The sequence below is a fragment of the Rhodococcus sp. ACS1 genome (assembly GCF_002300155.1).
Lineage (GTDB): Bacteria > Actinomycetota > Actinomycetes > Mycobacteriales > Mycobacteriaceae > Rhodococcus_F > Rhodococcus_F koreensis.
Genome location: NZ_NSDZ01000006.1, coordinates 508,993 through 526,278, shown reverse-complemented (window position 1 = coordinate 526,278; position 17,286 = coordinate 508,993). Strand labels below are relative to the sequence as shown.

General features: G+C 66.8%; 20 protein-coding genes. 13 read left to right on the top strand and 7 right to left on the bottom strand.

The features are described from left to right. Positions 1–22: 22 nt before the first annotated feature. The 4 genes from CJ179_RS31000 to CJ179_RS30985 form a co-directional block, all read right to left on the bottom strand. Positions 23–925 (bottom strand): SDR family NAD(P)-dependent oxidoreductase, encoded by a 903-nt coding sequence (locus CJ179_RS31000; RefSeq protein WP_095863958.1) that lies wholly within the window; start codon positions 923–925, stop codon positions 23–25. Between the two features lie 64 nt (positions 926–989). After that, entirely contained in the window at positions 990–1,781 is a 792-nt protein-coding gene (locus tag CJ179_RS30995) for an acyl-CoA thioesterase domain-containing protein (RefSeq protein WP_241031239.1), read from the bottom strand. A 155-nt stretch (positions 1,782–1,936) separates the two neighbouring features. After that, complete coding sequence (locus CJ179_RS30990; protein ID WP_072943341.1) at positions 1,937–2,143, bottom strand: ferredoxin; 207 nt, start codon at positions 2,141–2,143, stop codon at positions 1,937–1,939. A gap of 18 nt (positions 2,144–2,161) precedes the next feature. Then, positions 2,162–3,394, bottom strand: coding sequence for a cytochrome P450 (locus tag CJ179_RS30985; protein ID WP_072943231.1), 1,233 nt, complete (start codon positions 3,392–3,394; stop codon positions 2,162–2,164). 314 nt (positions 3,395–3,708) lie between these two features. On the opposite strand from CJ179_RS30985, the gene CJ179_RS30980 reads away from it, so the two are divergent. The 8 genes from CJ179_RS30980 to CJ179_RS30945 all read left to right on the top strand — a co-directional run bounded on the left by CJ179_RS30980 (position 3,709) and on the right by CJ179_RS30945 (position 11,288). Next, complete coding sequence (locus CJ179_RS30980; RefSeq protein ID WP_095863956.1) at positions 3,709–4,896, top strand: lipid-transfer protein; 1,188 nt, start codon at positions 3,709–3,711, stop codon at positions 4,894–4,896. A gap of 3 nt (positions 4,897–4,899) precedes the next feature. Continuing rightward, a complete protein-coding gene (locus CJ179_RS30975) occupies positions 4,900–5,355 on the top strand; it encodes a MaoC family dehydratase N-terminal domain-containing protein (protein WP_072943227.1) in 456 nt (151 codons plus the stop codon). Next, on the top strand, positions 5,352–5,747 hold the full coding sequence (locus tag CJ179_RS30970) for a MaoC/PaaZ C-terminal domain-containing protein (protein ID WP_095863955.1): 396 nt from the start codon (positions 5,352–5,354) through the stop codon (positions 5,745–5,747). Before CJ179_RS30975 ends, CJ179_RS30970 begins: the two co-directional genes overlap by 4 nt. A gap of 26 nt (positions 5,748–5,773) precedes the next feature. After that, positions 5,774–6,577, top strand: coding sequence for an SDR family NAD(P)-dependent oxidoreductase (locus tag CJ179_RS30965; protein ID WP_095863954.1), 804 nt, complete (start codon positions 5,774–5,776; stop codon positions 6,575–6,577). A gap of 69 nt (positions 6,578–6,646) precedes the next feature. After that, positions 6,647–7,816, top strand: coding sequence for a thiolase family protein (locus tag CJ179_RS30960; protein ID WP_072943220.1), 1,170 nt, complete (start codon positions 6,647–6,649; stop codon positions 7,814–7,816). Further along, positions 7,813–8,598 carry an SDR family NAD(P)-dependent oxidoreductase gene (locus tag CJ179_RS30955; protein WP_072943216.1) on the top strand — a complete coding sequence of 262 codons (786 nt, stop codon included), beginning with the start codon at positions 7,813–7,815 and terminating at the stop codon, positions 8,596–8,598. The genes CJ179_RS30960 and CJ179_RS30955 overlap by 4 nt, the downstream gene beginning before the upstream one ends. 23 nt (positions 8,599–8,621) lie before the next feature. Continuing rightward, positions 8,622–9,431, top strand: coding sequence for an enoyl-CoA hydratase/isomerase family protein (locus CJ179_RS30950; RefSeq protein WP_095863953.1), 810 nt, complete (start codon positions 8,622–8,624; stop codon positions 9,429–9,431). A gap of 36 nt (positions 9,432–9,467) precedes the next feature. After that, positions 9,468–11,288 carry a long-chain fatty acid--CoA ligase gene (locus CJ179_RS30945; RefSeq protein ID WP_072943213.1) on the top strand — a complete coding sequence of 607 codons (1,821 nt, stop codon included), beginning with the start codon at positions 9,468–9,470 and terminating at the stop codon, positions 11,286–11,288. A gap of 55 nt (positions 11,289–11,343) precedes the next feature. On the opposite strand, the gene CJ179_RS30940 is transcribed toward CJ179_RS30945, so the two are convergent. Continuing rightward, positions 11,344–12,543 (bottom strand): TetR/AcrR family transcriptional regulator, encoded by a 1,200-nt coding sequence (locus CJ179_RS30940; protein ID WP_095863952.1) that lies wholly within the window; start codon positions 12,541–12,543, stop codon positions 11,344–11,346. Between the two features lie 421 nt (positions 12,544–12,964). Between CJ179_RS30940 and CJ179_RS51495 the strand changes: the two genes are divergently transcribed. Further along, positions 12,965–13,198 (top strand): hypothetical protein, encoded by a 234-nt coding sequence (locus CJ179_RS51495; RefSeq protein ID WP_179377700.1) that lies wholly within the window; start codon positions 12,965–12,967, stop codon positions 13,196–13,198. Here the strand turns inward: CJ179_RS51495 and CJ179_RS52980 are convergent. Then, positions 13,193–13,537 carry a hypothetical protein gene (locus CJ179_RS52980; RefSeq protein ID WP_257015882.1) on the bottom strand — a complete coding sequence of 115 codons (345 nt, stop codon included), beginning with the start codon at positions 13,535–13,537 and terminating at the stop codon, positions 13,193–13,195. The genes CJ179_RS51495 and CJ179_RS52980 overlap by 6 nt on opposite strands. A 6-nt stretch (positions 13,538–13,543) precedes the next feature. On the opposite strand from CJ179_RS52980, the gene CJ179_RS30935 reads away from it, so the two are divergent. From CJ179_RS30935 to CJ179_RS30925, 4 genes are all read left to right on the top strand, one after another. Then, a complete protein-coding gene (locus CJ179_RS30935; protein ID WP_257015879.1) occupies positions 13,544–14,158 on the top strand; it encodes a CdaR family transcriptional regulator in 615 nt (204 codons plus the stop codon). Further along, positions 14,055–14,369, top strand: a complete 315-nt coding sequence (locus CJ179_RS52975; RefSeq protein WP_257015859.1) for a hypothetical protein — start codon at positions 14,055–14,057, stop codon at positions 14,367–14,369. The genes CJ179_RS30935 and CJ179_RS52975 overlap by 104 nt, the downstream gene beginning before the upstream one ends. A gap of 355 nt (positions 14,370–14,724) precedes the next feature. After that, positions 14,725–15,186 carry an alkyl sulfatase dimerization domain-containing protein gene (locus tag CJ179_RS52970; protein ID WP_244163800.1) on the top strand — a complete coding sequence of 154 codons (462 nt, stop codon included), beginning with the start codon at positions 14,725–14,727 and terminating at the stop codon, positions 15,184–15,186. Between the two features lie 518 nt (positions 15,187–15,704). Next, a complete protein-coding gene (locus CJ179_RS30925; RefSeq protein WP_095863951.1) occupies positions 15,705–16,904 on the top strand; it encodes a Fic family protein in 1,200 nt (399 codons plus the stop codon). Positions 16,905–17,088: 184 nt separating this feature from the next. Here CJ179_RS30925 and CJ179_RS52965 read toward each other — a convergent pair whose 3' ends face one another. Further along, on the bottom strand, positions 17,089–17,223 hold the full coding sequence (locus CJ179_RS52965) for a hypothetical protein (RefSeq protein ID WP_257015858.1): 135 nt from the start codon (positions 17,221–17,223) through the stop codon (positions 17,089–17,091). Between the last annotated feature and the right edge of the window lie 63 nt (positions 17,224–17,286).

The window sequence follows — 17,286 nt, the reverse complement described above, 5'->3', positions numbered from 1 at the left end:
TTGTGCGATAAGGGGTCCGCGGTCACTGGCCCGCACCCTCGAGTTGGATCAGTCGGGGGCGGATGACCTCGGCCGACTTCGGGAACGACGCGGCGCCCATCAGTTCGGCCAGCTCGTCGACCGACCAGGGGCGGTCGGTGTCGACGGAGTGCGCGAGCGAGTAGCCGGCGTAGAGACCGACATGGCCTCCGGTGACGGAGAAGACCTGCCCTGTGAAGGGGCAGTCGGCGGTGGCCAGGTAGCCCACCAGTGACGACACATTCCTCGGGTGGAACCGGTCGAACGCGTCTTCGTCTTCCGGTGCGGCGACCGCCGCGGCCAGAATTGGTGCGGTCGTGACCATCGGCGTGCGCGCCGCCGGCGAGATCGCGTTGGCGCGGACCCCGAATCGGCCCAGTTCTTCTGCCGCGAGAACGGCCTGGATCGCCAGGCCTGCCTTCGCGGCGGCGTAGTTCCATTGGCCGACATTGCCGTGCAGGCCGGCGGCGGATGTCGTGTTGACGATCGAGCGGTCGGCCGACGCACCCGACCGACTCTGTTCACGCCAGAACCGTCCCGCCGCCCGGGTGAGCCCGAACGCACCCTTGAGGTGGACGTCGACCACGAGGTCGAACTGGTCCTCGGTCATGTTCCACAGCATGGCGTCACGCACGACCCCGGCGTTGTTCACGATGACGTGGAGGTCGCCGAAGGACTCGACCGCTGCTGCCACGAGCTGCTCTCCGGTGGTCATATCAGCAACGGAGCCCTCGACCGCGACGGCTTCCCCTCCGGCGGAACGGATCTCGTCAACCACGGCCTGTGCGCCATGCAGATCGTTCACGACGACCGTGGCGCCTTCGGCGGCGAGTAGCAACGCGTGCTCGCGTCCCAGGCCGCCGCCGGCACCGGTGACGACGGCCACGCGATTGTGCAACTGTCCCATGGTTTTTACTCTCTTTCTGCGGGGGAACGACCGACACGACCGGTCGGTCTTCCCGTGGGATGGTCTAGGTGGTGCCCGGTTCGGCCCGTCGGGAACGCGGACGGATCGCCGCCTCCTGGGTGACGGAAGCGACCAACGCGCCGTCCCGGGTCCAGAATTCACCGAGGTTGAAACCCCTCCCGTCCACTGTCGACGTGCTGCGCTGAGCGAACAGCAGCCACTCGTCCGCACGGAAAGGGCGGTGGAACCACATCGCGTGGTCGAGGGAGGACAACATCATCTTCGAGGGCTCGGCCCGGATCGGGTAAAGCAGCTCGATGTCCAGGACCGCCGTCTGGGGCAGCGTGATATCGGAGCAGTAGGTGAGTGCGCACGCGTGCAGCAGGGGGTCGTCGGGCATCGATTCTTTCGTCCGGAACCACACCGCCTGACGTAGCTGGCCACCGTCCTGCGCCCACGTCGCACCACCAGGCGACAGCGGGGCGATGCGCATCGCGGTCACCTGCGCGTACTTGGCAATCCGGTAAGCCGCGGGTTTGATCTCGGACCAGTATTCGAAGGCGTCGGCCAGATCGTCGGGCGGCAGCACCTGCGGCATCCGCGTCTGTCGTTCGGCCCCTGCCTCCGGGCGCTTGAAAGATGCGGTCAGGGTAAAGATCGGTTGTCCCTGTTGGATTGCGGTCACCCTACGGGCCGAGTAGCTGCGCCCGTCGCGCATGCGTTCGACGGTGTAGTCGACGGGCCGGTCGGTGTCCCCGCCTCGAAGGAAGTATCCGTGCAGCGAATGCACCGTGCGGTCCGGGTCGACGGTATGCCCGGCCGCAGCGAGGGCCTGGGCCGCGATCTGTCCTCCCATCGCTCGCATCGGTGAACCGCCATGACACCATCCCTGGAAGCGATCGGGGTCCGAGCGCTCGAGGCTGAGGAACTCGATCAAGCCGGCACCGTTTCGGGTGTCCCCCGGCCCGGCAGGCCGAGTGCCACCCGGCTGCACCGACGTCGTGGGCATCGTCACGTCTCTGCTCGCTCACCGAGTTCGATGGCGACCGCCGGGCACAGCCGGGCGGCCTCCCGGATCTGGTCGTGCAACTCGGCGGGCGCGTTGTCGACCAGCAGAACCGCGACACCGTCCTCGTCGCGCTGGTCGAACACGTCGGGGGCCGCGAGCACGCACTGCCCGCCACCGACGCACTTGTCTTCGTCAATGTGGATTTTCATCATTGTGGTCCTTTCGTGTCACCAGGTCACCAACAGTCGATGCACCCCGTAGATCGACATGTCGTCTTTGAAGGCGACGTTCTCGAGTGGCTCGGCGAGCGCCAGTGTGGGAATTCGGCGGAACAGCGTGCCGAACACGACCTGCAGTTCGACGCGCGCCAACTGCTGCCCCAGGCACTGGTGGACACCGAAGCCGAACGCAAGGTGGTGACGGGCCTGACGGGTGATGTCGAGGGCGTCCGGTCCGGACACGCCTTCGTCGTGAAACGCGAGGGCATCGCGGTTGCCGGAATCGAGGGACAGGACGACACCGTCGCCGCGTCGGATGAGAGTCCCGGCGATCTCCATGTCCTCGCTGGCGACCCGGCGCAGACCGCTGTGCACGATGGTCAGGTACCGGAGCAACTCTTCGACCGCGCCGGCCAGTAGTGCCGGGTCGCCGCTCGTGCGGAGCAACTCCACCTGGTCCGGCCTGCCGAGCAGCGCGGCCGTGCCGAGCGCGATCATGTTCGCGGAGGTCTCGTGGCCGGCGGTCAGTAGCAGCAGACCCATCCGTGCCACCTCTTCGCGGGTCATCAAGCCCGGGACGAGCTGCTCCACGGCGAGGCGGCTGAGCACGTCGTCACCCGGATTCACGCTCTTGGCGTCGACCAGCCCGGCGATGAACTCGATCAGTTCCTCCGCTGCCGCGGTGGTCTGCTCCGGCGTCGATGCCTTGGCGACGAATACCTTGCTCAGTCGCTGAAACACGTCGTGGTCGGCGTACGGCACCCCGAGCAGCTCGCAGATCATCAGCGACGGCACCGGGAGCGCGAAGGCCTCCACCAGGTCGACCGGCTTAGGCCCGGCGAGCAGCTCGGTGATGAGCGCGTCCACGATCTCCTGGATGTGCTCGCGCAACGCCTGCATCCGCTTCGCGGTGAAGTCGCGGGCCAGTACTCGTCGGGGATCGTCGTGCGCGGGACCGTCCATCTGGAAGAACGTCTTCGCGCGCGCCCGGCGGGCCCTGATGGCGGCCGAGGAGTGGGGGTAGCCCGGATTGTCGGTGTCGGCGCTGATCGCGGAGTGACTGAGCACGGCGCGGATGTCTTCGTGCCGGGTCACGAGCCAGGGCTCGCTGCCGTCCCAGATCCGCACCCGTCTGAGGGCCCCTTCACGGCGCCACTCCGCGAGCGTCGCCGGCGGGTCGAAGGGGCACCGGGCGACATCGCGGTGCATCGGAAATGCCGTGGCTTCGGTGGTGTCGAGCATTGGAACTCTCCTGTCACGAGCGAGCTCACTCGCCAATCGGTTGATACTCGAACCATACTTCACTTACTGCGTTCTATGTCAAGGCCTGAAGCAGGAATCCGAGCCGCATATTTCGCCTCTTACCGGCCACGAACGAGAGGCTCCCGCCGCTCGTCCGACGCTGCGATCGGATCTAACACTGAATTACATACTGATGCGGCGACGCCTGCGGCCGAGCGTTGACGCAGGTCGGCGGCGAATTTCACGAACGCCCTTGACAGGCCCGCGTCCGATCACCGAAAGTGAATCATCGTTAGAGTAAAAGGGAGATCGAAATGAATCACAGAGTGTTGGTTGCCGGTGTCGGCATGGCGCCGTTCAGCAAACCGAGCGCCGGAGACTCCTACGACTTCCAAGGTCCGAGGGCGATCACGTCCGCCCTTAAGGACGCTGGGCTGACCTATGACCGGGTGCAGCAGGTCTACGCCGGATATGTTTATGGCGATTCGACCAGTGGTCAGCGAGTCGTGTACCAGCTCGGCAAGACCGGGATCCCGGTGCTGAACGTCAACAACAACTGCGCCTCCGGATCTTCGGCGTTGTGGCTGGCCCGCCAAGCGGTCGAATCCGGTGCCGTCGACTGCGCACTCGCCGTCGGCTTCGAGCAGATGCCACCCGGCGCCCTGAGCGCGAAGTGGACCGATCGGCCCGCCCCGCTGAGCGACTTCGTCGCGGCACTGGGCGAGATCTACGACATCGATCCCGACGTTCCCATGACTCCGCAATACTTTGCCGCGGCCGGCCTCGAGTACTTGCAGAAGTACGGTGGCAGTGCGGACACCTTCGCCGCGGTGGCGGTCAAAGCCCGCAGCCACGCCGCGAACAACCCGTATGCGGTGTTCCGGGATCCGGTCACCGTGACCGACGTGCTCGACTCCCCCCGGATCGCGGGACTGCTGACCCGGCTGCAATGCTGCCCGCCCACCTGCGGCGCCGCCGCAGCAGTGGTCTGCTCGGACGAGTTCGCCCGAGCGAACGGACTGACCCCGAGGGTTGCCATCGCGGCGCAGACCCTGCAGTCCGACGCCGACGACCTCTTCGCGAAGAAGAGCGCGATGTCGCTGGTCGGCACGGATGTGACCCGGAAGGCCGCCCGGGATGTGTACCAGCAGGCAGGTGTCGACCCCCGCGACATCGCGGTCGTCGAACTGCACGACTGCTTCACCGTCAACGAGGTGCTCTCCTACGAGGCGCTCGGCCTGTGCGACGAGGGCGGGGCCGAGAAGTTCATCCTCGAGGGCGAGAACACCTACGGCGGCAGGGTGGTCACCAACCCCTCCGGCGGTCTGCTGTCCAAGGGACATCCGCTGGGGGCCACCGGTCTCGCCCAGACCGCCGAGATCACCTGGCAACTGCGCGGCGAGGCGGGCGATCGACAGGTCGAGAACGCCACCCTGGGCCTCCAGCACAACCTCGGCCTCGGCACCGCAGGTGTGATCACGCTGTTCGAAAGGTTGTCCTGAACCATGCCCATCGACCCGACGATCGTCGGCACCCGTACCCCCGAGTTCCAGACCACAGCCGAACGCGGCCGGTTGCGCTCCTTCGCGCAGGCGACCGGACAACCCGATCCGGCGTACACCGACCTCGACGCCGCCCGGTTGGCGGGTTACCGCGATCTCCTGATCCCGGCGACGTTCCTGTTCTGCCTCGAGATGGACAACCCCGACCGGCACCGATTCCTCGCCGACCTCGGAGTCGACATGCGCGCAATCCTGCACGGAGGACAGCGATTCCACTACCACGCCCAGGCGTACGCCGGTGACACCCTGACCTTCTGGACCGAGGTGACCGACGTCTACGACAAGAAGGGCGGTGCCCTCGACTTCATCGTCCGCGACACCCACGTCAGCCGTGACGGCACCCCCATCGCAACGCTGACGAGCACCATCGTCGTCCGCGACCCGAAGGCGGCCGCATGAACACCGCATACCTGATCGCGGGAGACACCTTCTCCCTCGACTGCCCCACGATCACCCGCACGACCCTCGCCCTGTACGCCGGCGCCTCCGGGGACCACAACCCGGTCCACATCGACATCGACGCCTGCCACGCCGTCGGAATCGAGGACGTCTTCGCCCACGGAATGCTGTCGATGGCCTACCTGGGCCGGTTGCTGACCGCGACGTTCCCGCAAGACCGCCTCCGCAGCTTCGAGGTTCGATTCACCGCGATCACACCGGTGAACACCACACCGACCTGCACGGGCACCGTCGCCAAGGTCGAGGACGGCCTCGCCCACCTCGATCTCAGTGTCGCCCTTCCCGACGGAACGGTCACCCTCTCGGGCACCGCCGTCGTCACCACCCACTGATTCGACCAACGCAAGGACTCCCCATCATGAAAACCCTGGACGGCAACGTCGCACTCATCTCCGGCTCCGGGCGCGGCATCGGCCGCGAAGTCGCACTCAAACTGGCCGCCGAAGGCGCCAGCGTCGTCGTCAACGACGTCGACAAGGAACCCGCCGACGAGACCGTCGCCGACATCGTGTCCGCCGGCGGAAAGGCGGTGGCCTGCATCGGTTCGGTCACCGACCACGACTTCGCCGACCGCTTCGTCGCAACCGCCACCGACACCTTCGGTGGGCTCGACATCATCGTCAACAACGCCGGCTACATCATGGACAACGTCATCCAGAAGATGACCGACGACCAGTGGCAGAACGTCCTCGACGTACACCTGCAGGCGCCGTTCCGGATTCTGCGTACCGCCCAGCCCTACATCAAGGCGAACCCGACCGATCACCACCGCAAGGTCGTCAACGTCTCCTCCGTCTCCGGTGTCTACGGAAACCCCGGGCAGGCCAACTACGCTGCCGCCAAGGCCGGGGTCATCGGGCTCACCAAGACCCTCGCCAAGGAGTGGGGCCGCTACAAGGTCAACGTCAACGCCGTCGCCTTCGGGTTCATCCTCACCCGCATGACCGAGGCCGTCGCCGGCGACGACACCTACGTCGAAATCGAAGGCCGCAAGATCAAGGTCGGGGTCAGTCAGGACATCATGAGCGCGGTCAAGCGCACCAACCCCCTCGGCAGGCCGGGCACACCCGCCGAGGCCGCCGGCGCTGTCTACGCGCTCTGCCTGCAGGAGACGAATTACGTCTCCGGCCAATGCCTTACCGTCGACGCCGGCTCCCGCTGATCTGCGTGCCGACCACCGTCCCGAAACCCTCACCGGCCCACAGGGCCCCTCACTCCCTCGGAGACCATCATGCGTGATGCCGTCATCGTCGACGCGGTACGCACCGCCGTCGGCAAAAGGAACGGATCACTGGCGAAGCATCACTCCGCCACCCTGTCCGCCCACGTCCTCACCGCACTCGCCGAACGCAACCATCTGGACCCCGCCGTCGTCGACGATGTCGTCTGGGGCTGCGCCATCGGCGTCGGTATGCAGAGCGGCTGCATCGGCCGCGCCGCCGTCCTCGCCGCCGGTTGGCCCGAATCGGTTCCCGGCCTGACCATCGACCGCCAGTGCGGATCCTCCCAACAGGCGGTACACCAGGCCGCGGCCGGGGTCGTCGCCGGCCAGTACGACGTCGCCGTGGCCGGTGGCGTCGAGATCATGAGCGCCGTGCCGGCAAGCGCCACTCTCGCCGACGGCCAGTTCGGCCAGCCCTTCGGCCCCGACGTGTGGAAGCGCTACGACGACAGACGATTCCATCAGGGTGTGGGTGCGCAAATGATCGCCGCCGAGTACGGAATCACCCGCACCGAGATGGACCAGCACGCCCTCGACTCGCACGCCCGCGCCGCCCGGGCGATCGACGAAGGACGCTTCAAGGACCAGATCGCGCCCATCACGGTGACCGGCGACAACGGCGCCGAACACACCTTCGACACCGACGAGGGCGTGCGGCGCGGCTCCACCCTCGAAACCCTCGGCGGACTCGCGCCTGCCTTCGGTGAGGGTGGCACCATCACCGCGGGCAACGCCTCACAGATCTCCGACGGCGCCGGCGCATTGCTGATCACCACCAGCGAGTTCGCCCGCGCGCAGGGTTGGACGCCGATTGCCCGCATCCACACCGCCGTCGTCGCCGGCACCGACCCCGTGACCATGCTCAAAGGTCCCATCCCCGCCACCGCCAAGGTATTGAAGAAGAGTGGGCTGACGCTCGACGACATCGGAGTGTTCGAGATCAACGAGGCCTTCGCCTCGGTCACGCTCGCCTGGCTGCGCGAGACCGGCGCGGACTACACCCAGATGAACCCGAACGGCGGAGCGATGGCCATCGGACACCCCGTCGGCGGATCCGGCGCCCGGATCATGACCACACTGGTCCACCACATGCGCGAACAGGGCATCCGCTACGGACTGCAGTCGATGTGCGAGGGCGGCGGCATGGCCAACGCCACCATCCTGGAGCTGCTGTCGTGACCGCGGCACGGACCGCCCTGGTCACCGGAGCAGCACGCGGCATCGGCCGCCGGATCGCCGTGAACCTCGCCAAGGACGGATACGCCGTCGCGGTCGTCGACACCGACTTCGACGGGTACCGCGAGTTCGCAGCCGACGACGAAACCACCAGCGTCATCGACGAACTCGAAAGTCACGGCGCGCCGGTCATCGCCGCCGAAGCCAGCACCACCGACGTCGACGCGATGAACGAACTCGGGACGCGCATCCTCGACGAATGGTCGGCGCTCGGCGCGCTGGTCTGCAACGCCGGCGGCGGATCCGGGGCCTTCGACGGCAACCGGGCCTCCGCGATCGACCTCGACGACCTCGACAACGTCCTGCGCCGAAACCTGCACGGGACCATCACCACCGTCGGCGCTGCGCTGCCCGCGCTACGGCGCGCCACCGATCCCTCGATCGTCACCATGGGGTCGATCACCGGGGTCGAAGCCAAATCCACCGGCACCTACGCCCACTACGGCATCACCAAGGCAGCAGTGATGCACTACACCCGCTACCTCGCCAACGACCTTGCCCCGGAAGGCATCCGGGTCAATTGTGTGGCACCCGGACTCATCGCCACCGGTCGCGCCCAGCACCGGCTGCGTGAGCGCGCCGACTCCGGGGACGAGATCCTCGCGCGGATCGGGTCCCCGGACGACGTCGCCGAAGCGGTCCGCTTCCTCGTCTCGCCCGCCTCCGCGTACATGTCCGGGCAGATCCTGCCCCTGTGGCGGCCTCTGGTCGCCGATCAGCGATGAATCGACTCGAAAGGAACACCACCATGGGCACCACCGCGCCCTACGACTACACCCATCTGGAGATCGACCAGCGGGACGGCGTCCTCACGGTCCGCCTCGACCGACCGGACGACTACAACGCCATCAACCACGACCTGCACACCGAGCTCATCGCCCTGTGGGGACAGATCCGTCGCGACCGGCAGGTGCGGGCAGTGGTCCTGACCGGCAACGGGCGAGCGTTCTCGGCCGGCGGGAACCTCAAGGGCCCGCGGATGAGCGCCGGCCCCGAACTCGACGCCTTCTTCCAGGACGCCCGCTCCATCATCATCGAACTGCTCGAACTCCCCCAGCCGATCATCGCCGCCGTGAACGGCCCCGCCATCGGACTCGGGGCGACCCTCGCCCTGCTGTGCGACGTGGTGTACGCCTCCACCGACGCCGTCATCGCCGACCCGCACGTGACTGTCGGCGTGGTCGCCGGCGACGGCGGTGTGGTGGCCTGGCCGTGGCTGACCGGCATGGCCCGGGCCAAGGAATACCTGCTCACCGGCGACAAGGTCGGTGCGGTCGAAGCCGAACGGATCGGGCTGGTCAACCGGGTCATCGAGCCGAGTGCGCTGCTCGATCAGGCTCACGCCCTCGCGCGCCGGCTGGCCGAGAGCCCCGTGCGTGCCGTCCAAGGCACCAAGGCGGCGCTGAACATCATTCTCCGGGACACCGCGAACCTCGTCCTCGACACCGCGCTGGCCACCGAGAAGGAGTGCTTCGCCTCCGGCGACCACGCCCGCGCCGTCGAGGCCTTCCTCGCCGAGCGGGAGACCCTCAAGGCCGCGGCCCGGACCCCGGCCTGATCCGTGCCCCGCTGTGACGAAAGAGGTAACACCCCCATGATGTCGTTGGATCAGGTCGAAGAAGCGCAGAGCCTGTGCGCAGTCTTTCAGGCCACGGTCACCACCTGCGCCGACCAGGTCGCTCTCCGCACCGCCGAGGGCGACCGGACCGTCAGCTGGCGGGCCTACGGTGAGCAGGTGCGGCAGATCGCCGCCGGCCTGGCAAAGCTGGGAGTCCGGCGCGGGGACACGGTGGCGATCATGCTCACCAACCGGCCCGAGTTCCACCTCGTCGACACCGCCGTGATGCACCTGGGTGCGACGGCGTTCTCCATCTACAACACCTTCACCCCGGAACAGATCGCGCAGCTCTTCGCCAGCGCCCACAACCAGATCGTCGTCACCGAAGCACAGTTCATCGACAAGATCCGGCAGGCCGGCGCCGTCCATCCGATCGGGCACATCGTGTGTGTCGACGGCACCGGCCCCGACACGACCTCCTTGGACGGCCTCATCGCCCAGGGAGACTCGGACTTCGACTTCGAAGCCCGCTGGCGAGCGGTCCGCCGCGAGGACCTGCTGGCGCTGATCTTCACCTCCGGCACCACCGGAGCGCCGAAGGGCGTCGAACTCACGCACGCGAACGTCCTGTTCGCCGTCGCGGCGAAGGTCGCGCACCAGCAAGAGGTCCTCGGCAGCGACGTCACCGAACGCGTCCTGTCCTACCTTCCCGACGCCAACCTCGCCAACCGCTTCGCCGCCCACTACGTGCCCATGGCCAGCGGTGCCACCGTGACCGACGTCCGCGACGGCAGAACCGTTCTGCAGGTCTTCCAGGACGTGCACCCGACGACGTTCATGGGCGTTCCGATGATCTGGTACCGGCTCAAGGCGATGATCGACGCCGCCGTCGCCGAATCGGACCAACCCGTCCGTGACCAAGCCGCCTCGGCGCTGTCGGTCAGCCTCGACAAGGTTCGGCGCGAACTCGCCGGGCAACCCGTGCCCGCGCGGCTCGCCGCTGACCACGAGGTCGCCGACCGAGCCGTGCTCGGGCCGCTACGCCGTCGGTTCGGAATCGATCATCTCGGGTTCGCCACCTCCGGTGGCGCCCCGATCTCCCCGGAGGCGCTCGAATTCTTCCTCGCGCTCGGTGTCCCGGTGTGCGAGGTCTACGGCCTGACCGAGAGCGCCGCGTCCGGTATCGCTAACCACCCGAATCGAATCCGGATCGGCACGGTCGGTCAACCGCGGCCCGGTGTCGAGGTCGCACTCGCTCCCGACGGTGAACTGCTGTTGCGCAGCGTCGGTGTGATGCGGGGATACCGCAACGATCCGGTCAAGACGGGCGAGGCCCTCGACGCCGAGGGGTGGTTGCACACCGGAGATGTCGCCACCATCGACGCCGACGGCTATGTCACCATCGTCGACCGCAAGAAGGACATGATCATCAACTCCTCGGGGAAGAATTTGGCCCCGGCGAACATCGAGAATGCGATCAAGCTCGAGTGCCCGCTGCTCGGATCCGTCGTCGCGGTCGGCGACGGTAGGCCTCACATCGTCGCGCTGCTCATCCTCGATCCGGACCAGGCCGGCGTCTTCGCCGAGACCCACGCAATCGAGGACCGACGCCCGGTAGCACTTGCCGACGACCCCCGGATCCTCGCCGCGATAGCCGACGGGGTCGCGCGCGGCAATGCCCGCCTCTCCCGGGTCGAGCAGGTGCGCGCCTACACCGTGCTCCCGACGTTCTGGGAGGCCAATGGGGAGGAACTCACCGCGACCACCAAGGTGCGCCGCAAACTTGTCCACCAGAAGTACGCCGCCCAGATCGACGCCCTGTACACCCCGACGGCGGCGGCCGGGCAGCGCACCTGATCCGGCGATGCTCTCCGTACCGGTAGGCGGCCCGGGCCCGCATCAGGCGGGCCGCCTACCGGTGTTGCTCGGTGCCCGACGGACCGGGCAACCCGAGGACCGCTGCGCCCAGACTGGACAATTGGATTCGGACATCCTCCGGTGGCCCGGGCAGTTGCCTGCGCATCCGGTTGATGACGGACTGGGCGGTGCGGGACAGAGCTTCGGCCTCGGGGCCGGTGAGGTCGGGACGGACCCGGGTCAGCAGCGCCACCCATTCACTGGCGTAGTCGTGCTGCAGGCGTCGGATGGGGGCGCGCTCGTCCTCCGGTACGTTGACGACCTCGGTCAGCAACGCGCTGAGCGCGTCACCGTGCTCGACGTTGATGCGGACAAAGGACGCCAGCGCAGAATCGAGCGCGGCGGCGGAGTCGTCCGTGCCCGACAGCGCCCCGGACACATCGAAGTACAGCGCGTCGAGGCAGCGGGTGATCACCGTGACCAGGATCGCGGACTTTCCGGGGAAATGGTGATAGAGAGTCGGCCCGGTAATTCCCGCCGCGGTACCGATATCGTCCATTCCCACGGCCTGATAGCCCCGTTCGGCGAACAGTGTCACCGCGGCCGCGAGGATCGCTTCCCTGCGCGCGGCCGGCATGATGCGACCGCGCGGCTCATCCCGCGCGGACATCGCTCGTTCGACCGCGGGCAGCTCCTCGATCCGGCACACCGCCGCCGCGGCCTCCACCATCAACATGCGTGCTCGTGTGTGGTCGAGTTTGCGCCTGCTGAACATCGGATTGCTGCTCACTACCGCATGCGCGCCACCCGCCAGCATCGCCACCGCCGGCTCCTCGAGATCCGGGCGGGCGGCCGCGATCGCCTCATGCAGCGGACGGAGAGCCCGCTCGTAGCGCTCGCGCAGTGTGTCCCGCCCCGGCGGATCCAGGTAGGCCTGGTTTCGTTCCCACAGCGCGCTTGCACGGCCCTGGCGCAGCGCCGTCGCGACAGCGTCCTCGAGCATCTCCCCGAGTGCGTGGCGCGGTCCCCCGTAGGTCGCCTCGAGCTGCTCGATCTCGAACTCGACCGCAGCGGCGAGCAGATCCTGCTTGCCCCGGAAGTGCCGATACAGTGCCGGGCCGGTGATTCCGACGTCAGCAGCGATGTCCGCGATCGCGGCATCATGGAAACCACGCCGCTCGAACTGTCTCGCCGCAGCGGCAATGATGAGCTGCTTGCGATTGCGCGGGCGGCGCTGCACGACAGTCTCGGTCATGATCCGCTCCTCTCCTTCAGGTCTCCGGGCTCCGCGCTCGACCAACGGGCAACCGGTATCCCATCCATCGGTAACCACTTCCACCGCCGCCGGACACGTCCGCACCCTCCACCAGCATGTTAGCAGCTGTTCGGTTCGGCCCCGCATTACGGATGGGCCCCCGCACCCCCGGCACCACGAAACGCAACGATCATCTACCCACGCTTACAACTGGCGGTCGACCAGTTCAGGCAGTCCACCACACTGGCCGACCGAACTACGAAGTTAACGAGAATATAAGGGAAACGCGAAGCACCAGGCCGGACCCGCAGCTCGGGAGAGCCGCTGTGAAGCGTATCCGGCCGCCGCCCCGACCACCACGGACTGCACGAAAAGTCGTGACCGCGCTGCGCGACATCACACCGAAGGGCAAGAACCGGACATGACCGCCTCAACGACCAGCACCCTCGCACGACTCATCACCGACCTGAGGACCAGAGTCCCCGGCATGGCGCGCGCTGCGATCGATCGCTACATCGAGGGAACCGCACGATACGCCGAAACCGGCATACCCGAATATCTGCACCGCGAGAGCGTGCACACCATCCACACGCTGCTGACCGTGTGTCTACGATCGGCACTGGAAGACTCGCTCGATATCCCCGGATCGCTATGAGAAGTCATCGAGCGCGGCACCGAGCGAGTCGCCGAAGGACTGCTGCTGCGCGAGTACATGCGCTGCTGGCAAATCGGATTCGACGTCCTCGCCGAGGAACTGCACACCACCATCGGTGCCGGCCAACCCGGTCTCCGCCTTGCCCTTACCCGCATCCGCCACACCTATGACTGCATCCTGCGTGAAGTGATCGCGGCGTACGAACTCCACACGATGGACCTGCTCGCCACACAGGGCAACGACCACGCTCGCATCATCGACGCCCTGCTGCGCGGAGAGCAGCCGCCATTCGACGACCACGGTCAGGTACCCGCGCGTCCGGTCATCGCGCTCCTGCACATCGGCGTGATACCGGGCGAAGATTCACCGGCCCCGCAGATCAGGGGGCAACCCCCCAGCTCGTCCCTCCCGGTTCTACTCCACCGCTGCCGAGCCCTGCAGCACCGTCCAGAATTGATCGACACCCTGCGGGCGTATCTGGCACACAACCTCGATCGGCGAAGCACCGCACACGCGTTGTTCGTGCACCCGAACACCGTCGACAACCGACTCACACGGGTACACGAGCTCACCGGACTCGACGTCCGCGTCACCACCGAGCTGCTCACCATCGCCGTCGCAGCCCACGCCCTGAACATCGCCAGATGCGCCGTGCCGCACGCCGAAAACCGGGCCGGAGCCGGAGCCGACACCGCCGTGGTGGACACGGGTTCCCGGACCCACCGAACTATGACACGGTCACAGCCTTCGGTCGAATTGCTGTGCATTAGAACGATTGCCGCCGACACCCCGTCGACGAACAATGGGACAGACGACCACCACATCGCTGGTCGTCTCGACAACGAGGAGAAGCCTCGTGACCAGCATCATCGACTACGCCGACAAGGCGTGGAGCGAAGCCGATACCGCCGCCTACCACCGCGGCGACCTACGCAAGGACGGGCTACATCTCGTCGGTGACGGCGTCTATATGTGGCCCGCATTCGGCAACGTCTACGCCTTTCCCACCAGCGACGGAATCGTCCTCTACGACACCGGAGACCTCAACCGCTACCAGCAGACCCGCGGCTACAACGCGGTGATCAACCAACGCCAGTTCCAAGCTCCCACCCTGCAATGGCCCGCCGAGTACCGACACCCCGACTGCACCTTTCCGACCGCACCACCGTGAACATCGGTGAGCTGCGGATGGAACTGCACCATGCCCGCGGCGAGACCGACGACGCCGCCATCGCATGGATACCGGACCGCGGAATTCTCTGTTGCGGTGACTTCTTCATCTGGGCAAGCCCCAACGCCGGCAACCCGCAGAAAGTCCAACGGTACGCCCACGAGTGGGCGAAGACCCTGCGATGGATGGCCGGACTCGGCGCCGAAATCCTGCTACCCGGACACGGCCTACCGATCATCGGTGTCGACCGCATCCGCACCACGTTGACCGACGCGGCGCAGCTACTGGAATCGCTGCACGGCCCGACCCTCGAGATGATGAACGCCGCGGCCACCTCGACGAGATCATCCACACCGTGTCGGTCCCCGACGAACTGCTCCGCAAGCCCTACCTGCAACCGTCCTACGACGAACCCGAATTCGTCGTTCGAAACATCTGGCGCCGGTACGGCGGTTGGTACGACGGCAACCCCGCCAACCTCAAAGCCGCCCGCCGCGACGAACTCACCCGCGAACTCGCCGAACTCTCCGGCGGCGCCGAGCAACTGGCCGAGCGCGCACGCGACCTCCTGGCCCGCGGCGAGCACCGATTGGCCGGACACCTCGCACAAATGGCCACCGACGCCGAACCGAGCAACCCCATCACTCATCAGGTTCGAGTAGAGGTCTTCACCCGACTCGAGGGCGACGCACCCTCCACCATGGCCAAAGGCATCTATGCGTGGGCGGTCGCCGAATCCCGTGCCGCCCTCGACGACACCACTCGCACAACCGAACTCAGATCCATGACCGCCGGACGAACCCAATGGGCATTGTGAACCCAACACGCGCGCCCACAGCCCCGGCGCGACACTGAGCGAGGTAGTGTACCCGCAACCACGGTCACCGGATCGATCGACGCTGATCAGCACGGGAATGCAGCAGCGGCCACACGCCAGTGACGGCTCCCCCACCGGGCGCACCCCCTCTGCTTGATTCAGCCGGCCCGCTCCGTCGGTCATCACCGCCTCCGCAACCCTCGCCCGAGGCGGATCAGCGCGCCCCCCACCGGCTACCGCGCACGCGATGAGTTTTCGCGGCGGAGGATGCGACCGTCCTGGTCGAGTCGGCGTCGATCCGGGGTGCTTCCGGTCCAGGGAGTGGACCACTGGCCACCGGGCCAATGGTCCACCCGCGATGTCGGTCCATCTCGCAGATCGACCACCGGATCGTCGAATCAGGAACGAAGTCCCGAATCACCGGCGCACGGATCCCCTCTGTTCATCATGATCCGTTTCTCACCGAGTACACCGCCCATACCATTGGATAAATTACTAACCAATAGTATGGTCCGGGTATGACATCGGTTGATGACGGACAGCGGTGGCCGCCCGTCGCCCACGAGGAGCATCCCTGGGTCAGCACCACCGGCGACTACGGATCTCGACGCGAACGTCGCCTCACCTCCGGACCCTACCGCGCGGCGGTACCGCCATTCATCGCGAACCGGACCATCTCACTGAACGGCGAACTGCAGGCACTGACGGAGGAAGCGGCGACCGAACTCACCCGCTTCGACGCCGAGGTCGGCCACATCACCGCCCCGTTCGCATCCATTCTGCTGCGCACCGAGAGTGCATCGAGCTCAGAGATCGAGAACCTCACCAGCGGGGCACGCCAGATCGCGCTGGCAGAACTCGGCGAGTACGCCTCCCGCAACGCCCGCCTGATCGTCGGAAACGTCCGGGCCATGCAGGCCGCATTGGAGTTGTCCGACCGCATCGACGCCGACGCGATCCTGCAGATGCACCGGGCACTGCTCGAACACGGCGACCCGACCATCGCCGGCCGATGGCGGCAACAGCAGGTCTGGATCGGCGGCGGAAGCCTCGGCCCACACACCGCGCAATTCGTCCCCCCACACCACGACCGCGTTCCCGAACTGATCGACGACCTGACCGCCTTCGCCAACCGCGTCGACGTACCCGTGGTCGCCCAGATAGCGGTCGCACACGCACAGTTCGAAACCATTCACCCGTTCCCTGACGGCAACGGGCGCGTCGGTCGCGCCCTGATCCAGGCGATGCTGCGCGGCGGACAGCTCACCCGCAGCGTCGCCGTACCGGTGTCCGCGGGCCTCCTGCACGACACCGCCACCTATTTCCAAGCCCTCGACGACTACCGGTCGGGCAACCTCGAGCCGATCATGCGGTCGATCGCGGAAGCATCATTCGCCGCCATCGCCAACGGCCGCACCCTCGTCCGAGACCTGGAAACGGTTCGAGCCGACTGGCGCACCCGGGTGACGGCGCGAAGAGACGCGGCGGTACACCGCCTCGCCGACCTCCTCCTTCGCCAACCGGTCGTCGAGAGCAAACTCGTCACCTCCACGCTGGGGGTCACCGGCGCCAACGCGCAAATCGCGATCGACCGCCTGGTCGACGCCGGAATACTCACCCAAATCACCGACGGACGACGCAACCGGATCTGGCAAGCCAAGGACGTCGTCCGTGTCCTCGACGAATTCGCCGCCCGCGCCAAACGACGCCGAGGATGAATGCGGTGGGTTCTCACTCCCGACAGTGGAATCAGGGCACCGCCACACTACTACGCCGATCCAATACACGATCCCCCTGAGAGTGTGTCTCATGTGTAGAGCTTCTTGTAGCAGGTGAGTGCGGCGGCGAGTTGAAGAATCCGGCGAAGTGTTCGCCATAGCGCTCGCAGCGGATGGTCATACGTCAGTAGCCGGTGAGCCAGGCAGATGGGTCGGCCGAACCGGACTTGATGGTTTCCCGATCATCCGGCTCTCCGGTAATGGATCCGAAGACCCAGATCAGTAGCGCCCCGATCACGATGAGTGCTGCCACGGCCATGGGTGGACCTTTCTGCTGGGGCCGTGTGGTGGCAGCATCCCCGAAGGTGACCAATGCCCCGGC

What these genes read in the sequence shown, in the direction of transcription:
- CJ179_RS31000 (WP_095863958.1), bottom strand. Translation starts at nt 925, where the DNA reads ATGGGACAGTTGCACAATCGCGTGGCCGTCGTCACCGGTGCCGGCGGC.
- CJ179_RS30995 (WP_241031239.1), bottom strand. Translation starts at nt 1,781, where the DNA reads ATGGGAGGACAGATCGCGGCCCAGGCCCTCGCTGCGGCCGGGCATACC.
- CJ179_RS30990 (WP_072943341.1), bottom strand. Translation starts at nt 2,143, where the DNA reads ATGAAAATCCACATTGACGAAGACAAGTGCGTCGGTGGCGGGCAGTGC.
- CJ179_RS30985 (WP_072943231.1), bottom strand. Translation starts at nt 3,394, where the DNA reads ATGCTCGACACCACCGAAGCCACGGCATTTCCGATGCACCGCGATGTC.
- CJ179_RS30980 (WP_095863956.1), top strand. Translation starts at nt 3,709, where the DNA reads ATGAATCACAGAGTGTTGGTTGCCGGTGTCGGCATGGCGCCGTTCAGC.
- CJ179_RS30975 (WP_072943227.1), top strand. Translation starts at nt 4,900, where the DNA reads ATGCCCATCGACCCGACGATCGTCGGCACCCGTACCCCCGAGTTCCAG.
- CJ179_RS30970 (WP_095863955.1), top strand. Translation starts at nt 5,352, where the DNA reads ATGAACACCGCATACCTGATCGCGGGAGACACCTTCTCCCTCGACTGC.
- CJ179_RS30965 (WP_095863954.1), top strand. Translation starts at nt 5,774, where the DNA reads ATGAAAACCCTGGACGGCAACGTCGCACTCATCTCCGGCTCCGGGCGC.
- CJ179_RS30960 (WP_072943220.1), top strand. Translation starts at nt 6,647, where the DNA reads ATGCGTGATGCCGTCATCGTCGACGCGGTACGCACCGCCGTCGGCAAA.
- CJ179_RS30950 (WP_095863953.1), top strand. Translation starts at nt 8,622, where the DNA reads ATGGGCACCACCGCGCCCTACGACTACACCCATCTGGAGATCGACCAG.
- CJ179_RS30945 (WP_072943213.1), top strand. Translation starts at nt 9,468, where the DNA reads ATGATGTCGTTGGATCAGGTCGAAGAAGCGCAGAGCCTGTGCGCAGTC.
- CJ179_RS30940 (WP_095863952.1), bottom strand. Translation starts at nt 12,543, where the DNA reads ATGACCGAGACTGTCGTGCAGCGCCGCCCGCGCAATCGCAAGCAGCTC.
- CJ179_RS51495 (WP_179377700.1), top strand. Translation starts at nt 12,965, where the DNA reads ATGACCGCCTCAACGACCAGCACCCTCGCACGACTCATCACCGACCTG.
- CJ179_RS30925 (WP_095863951.1), top strand. Translation starts at nt 15,705, where the DNA reads ATGACATCGGTTGATGACGGACAGCGGTGGCCGCCCGTCGCCCACGAG.
- CJ179_RS52965 (WP_257015858.1), bottom strand. Translation starts at nt 17,223, where the DNA reads ATGGCCGTGGCAGCACTCATCGTGATCGGGGCGCTACTGATCTGGGTC.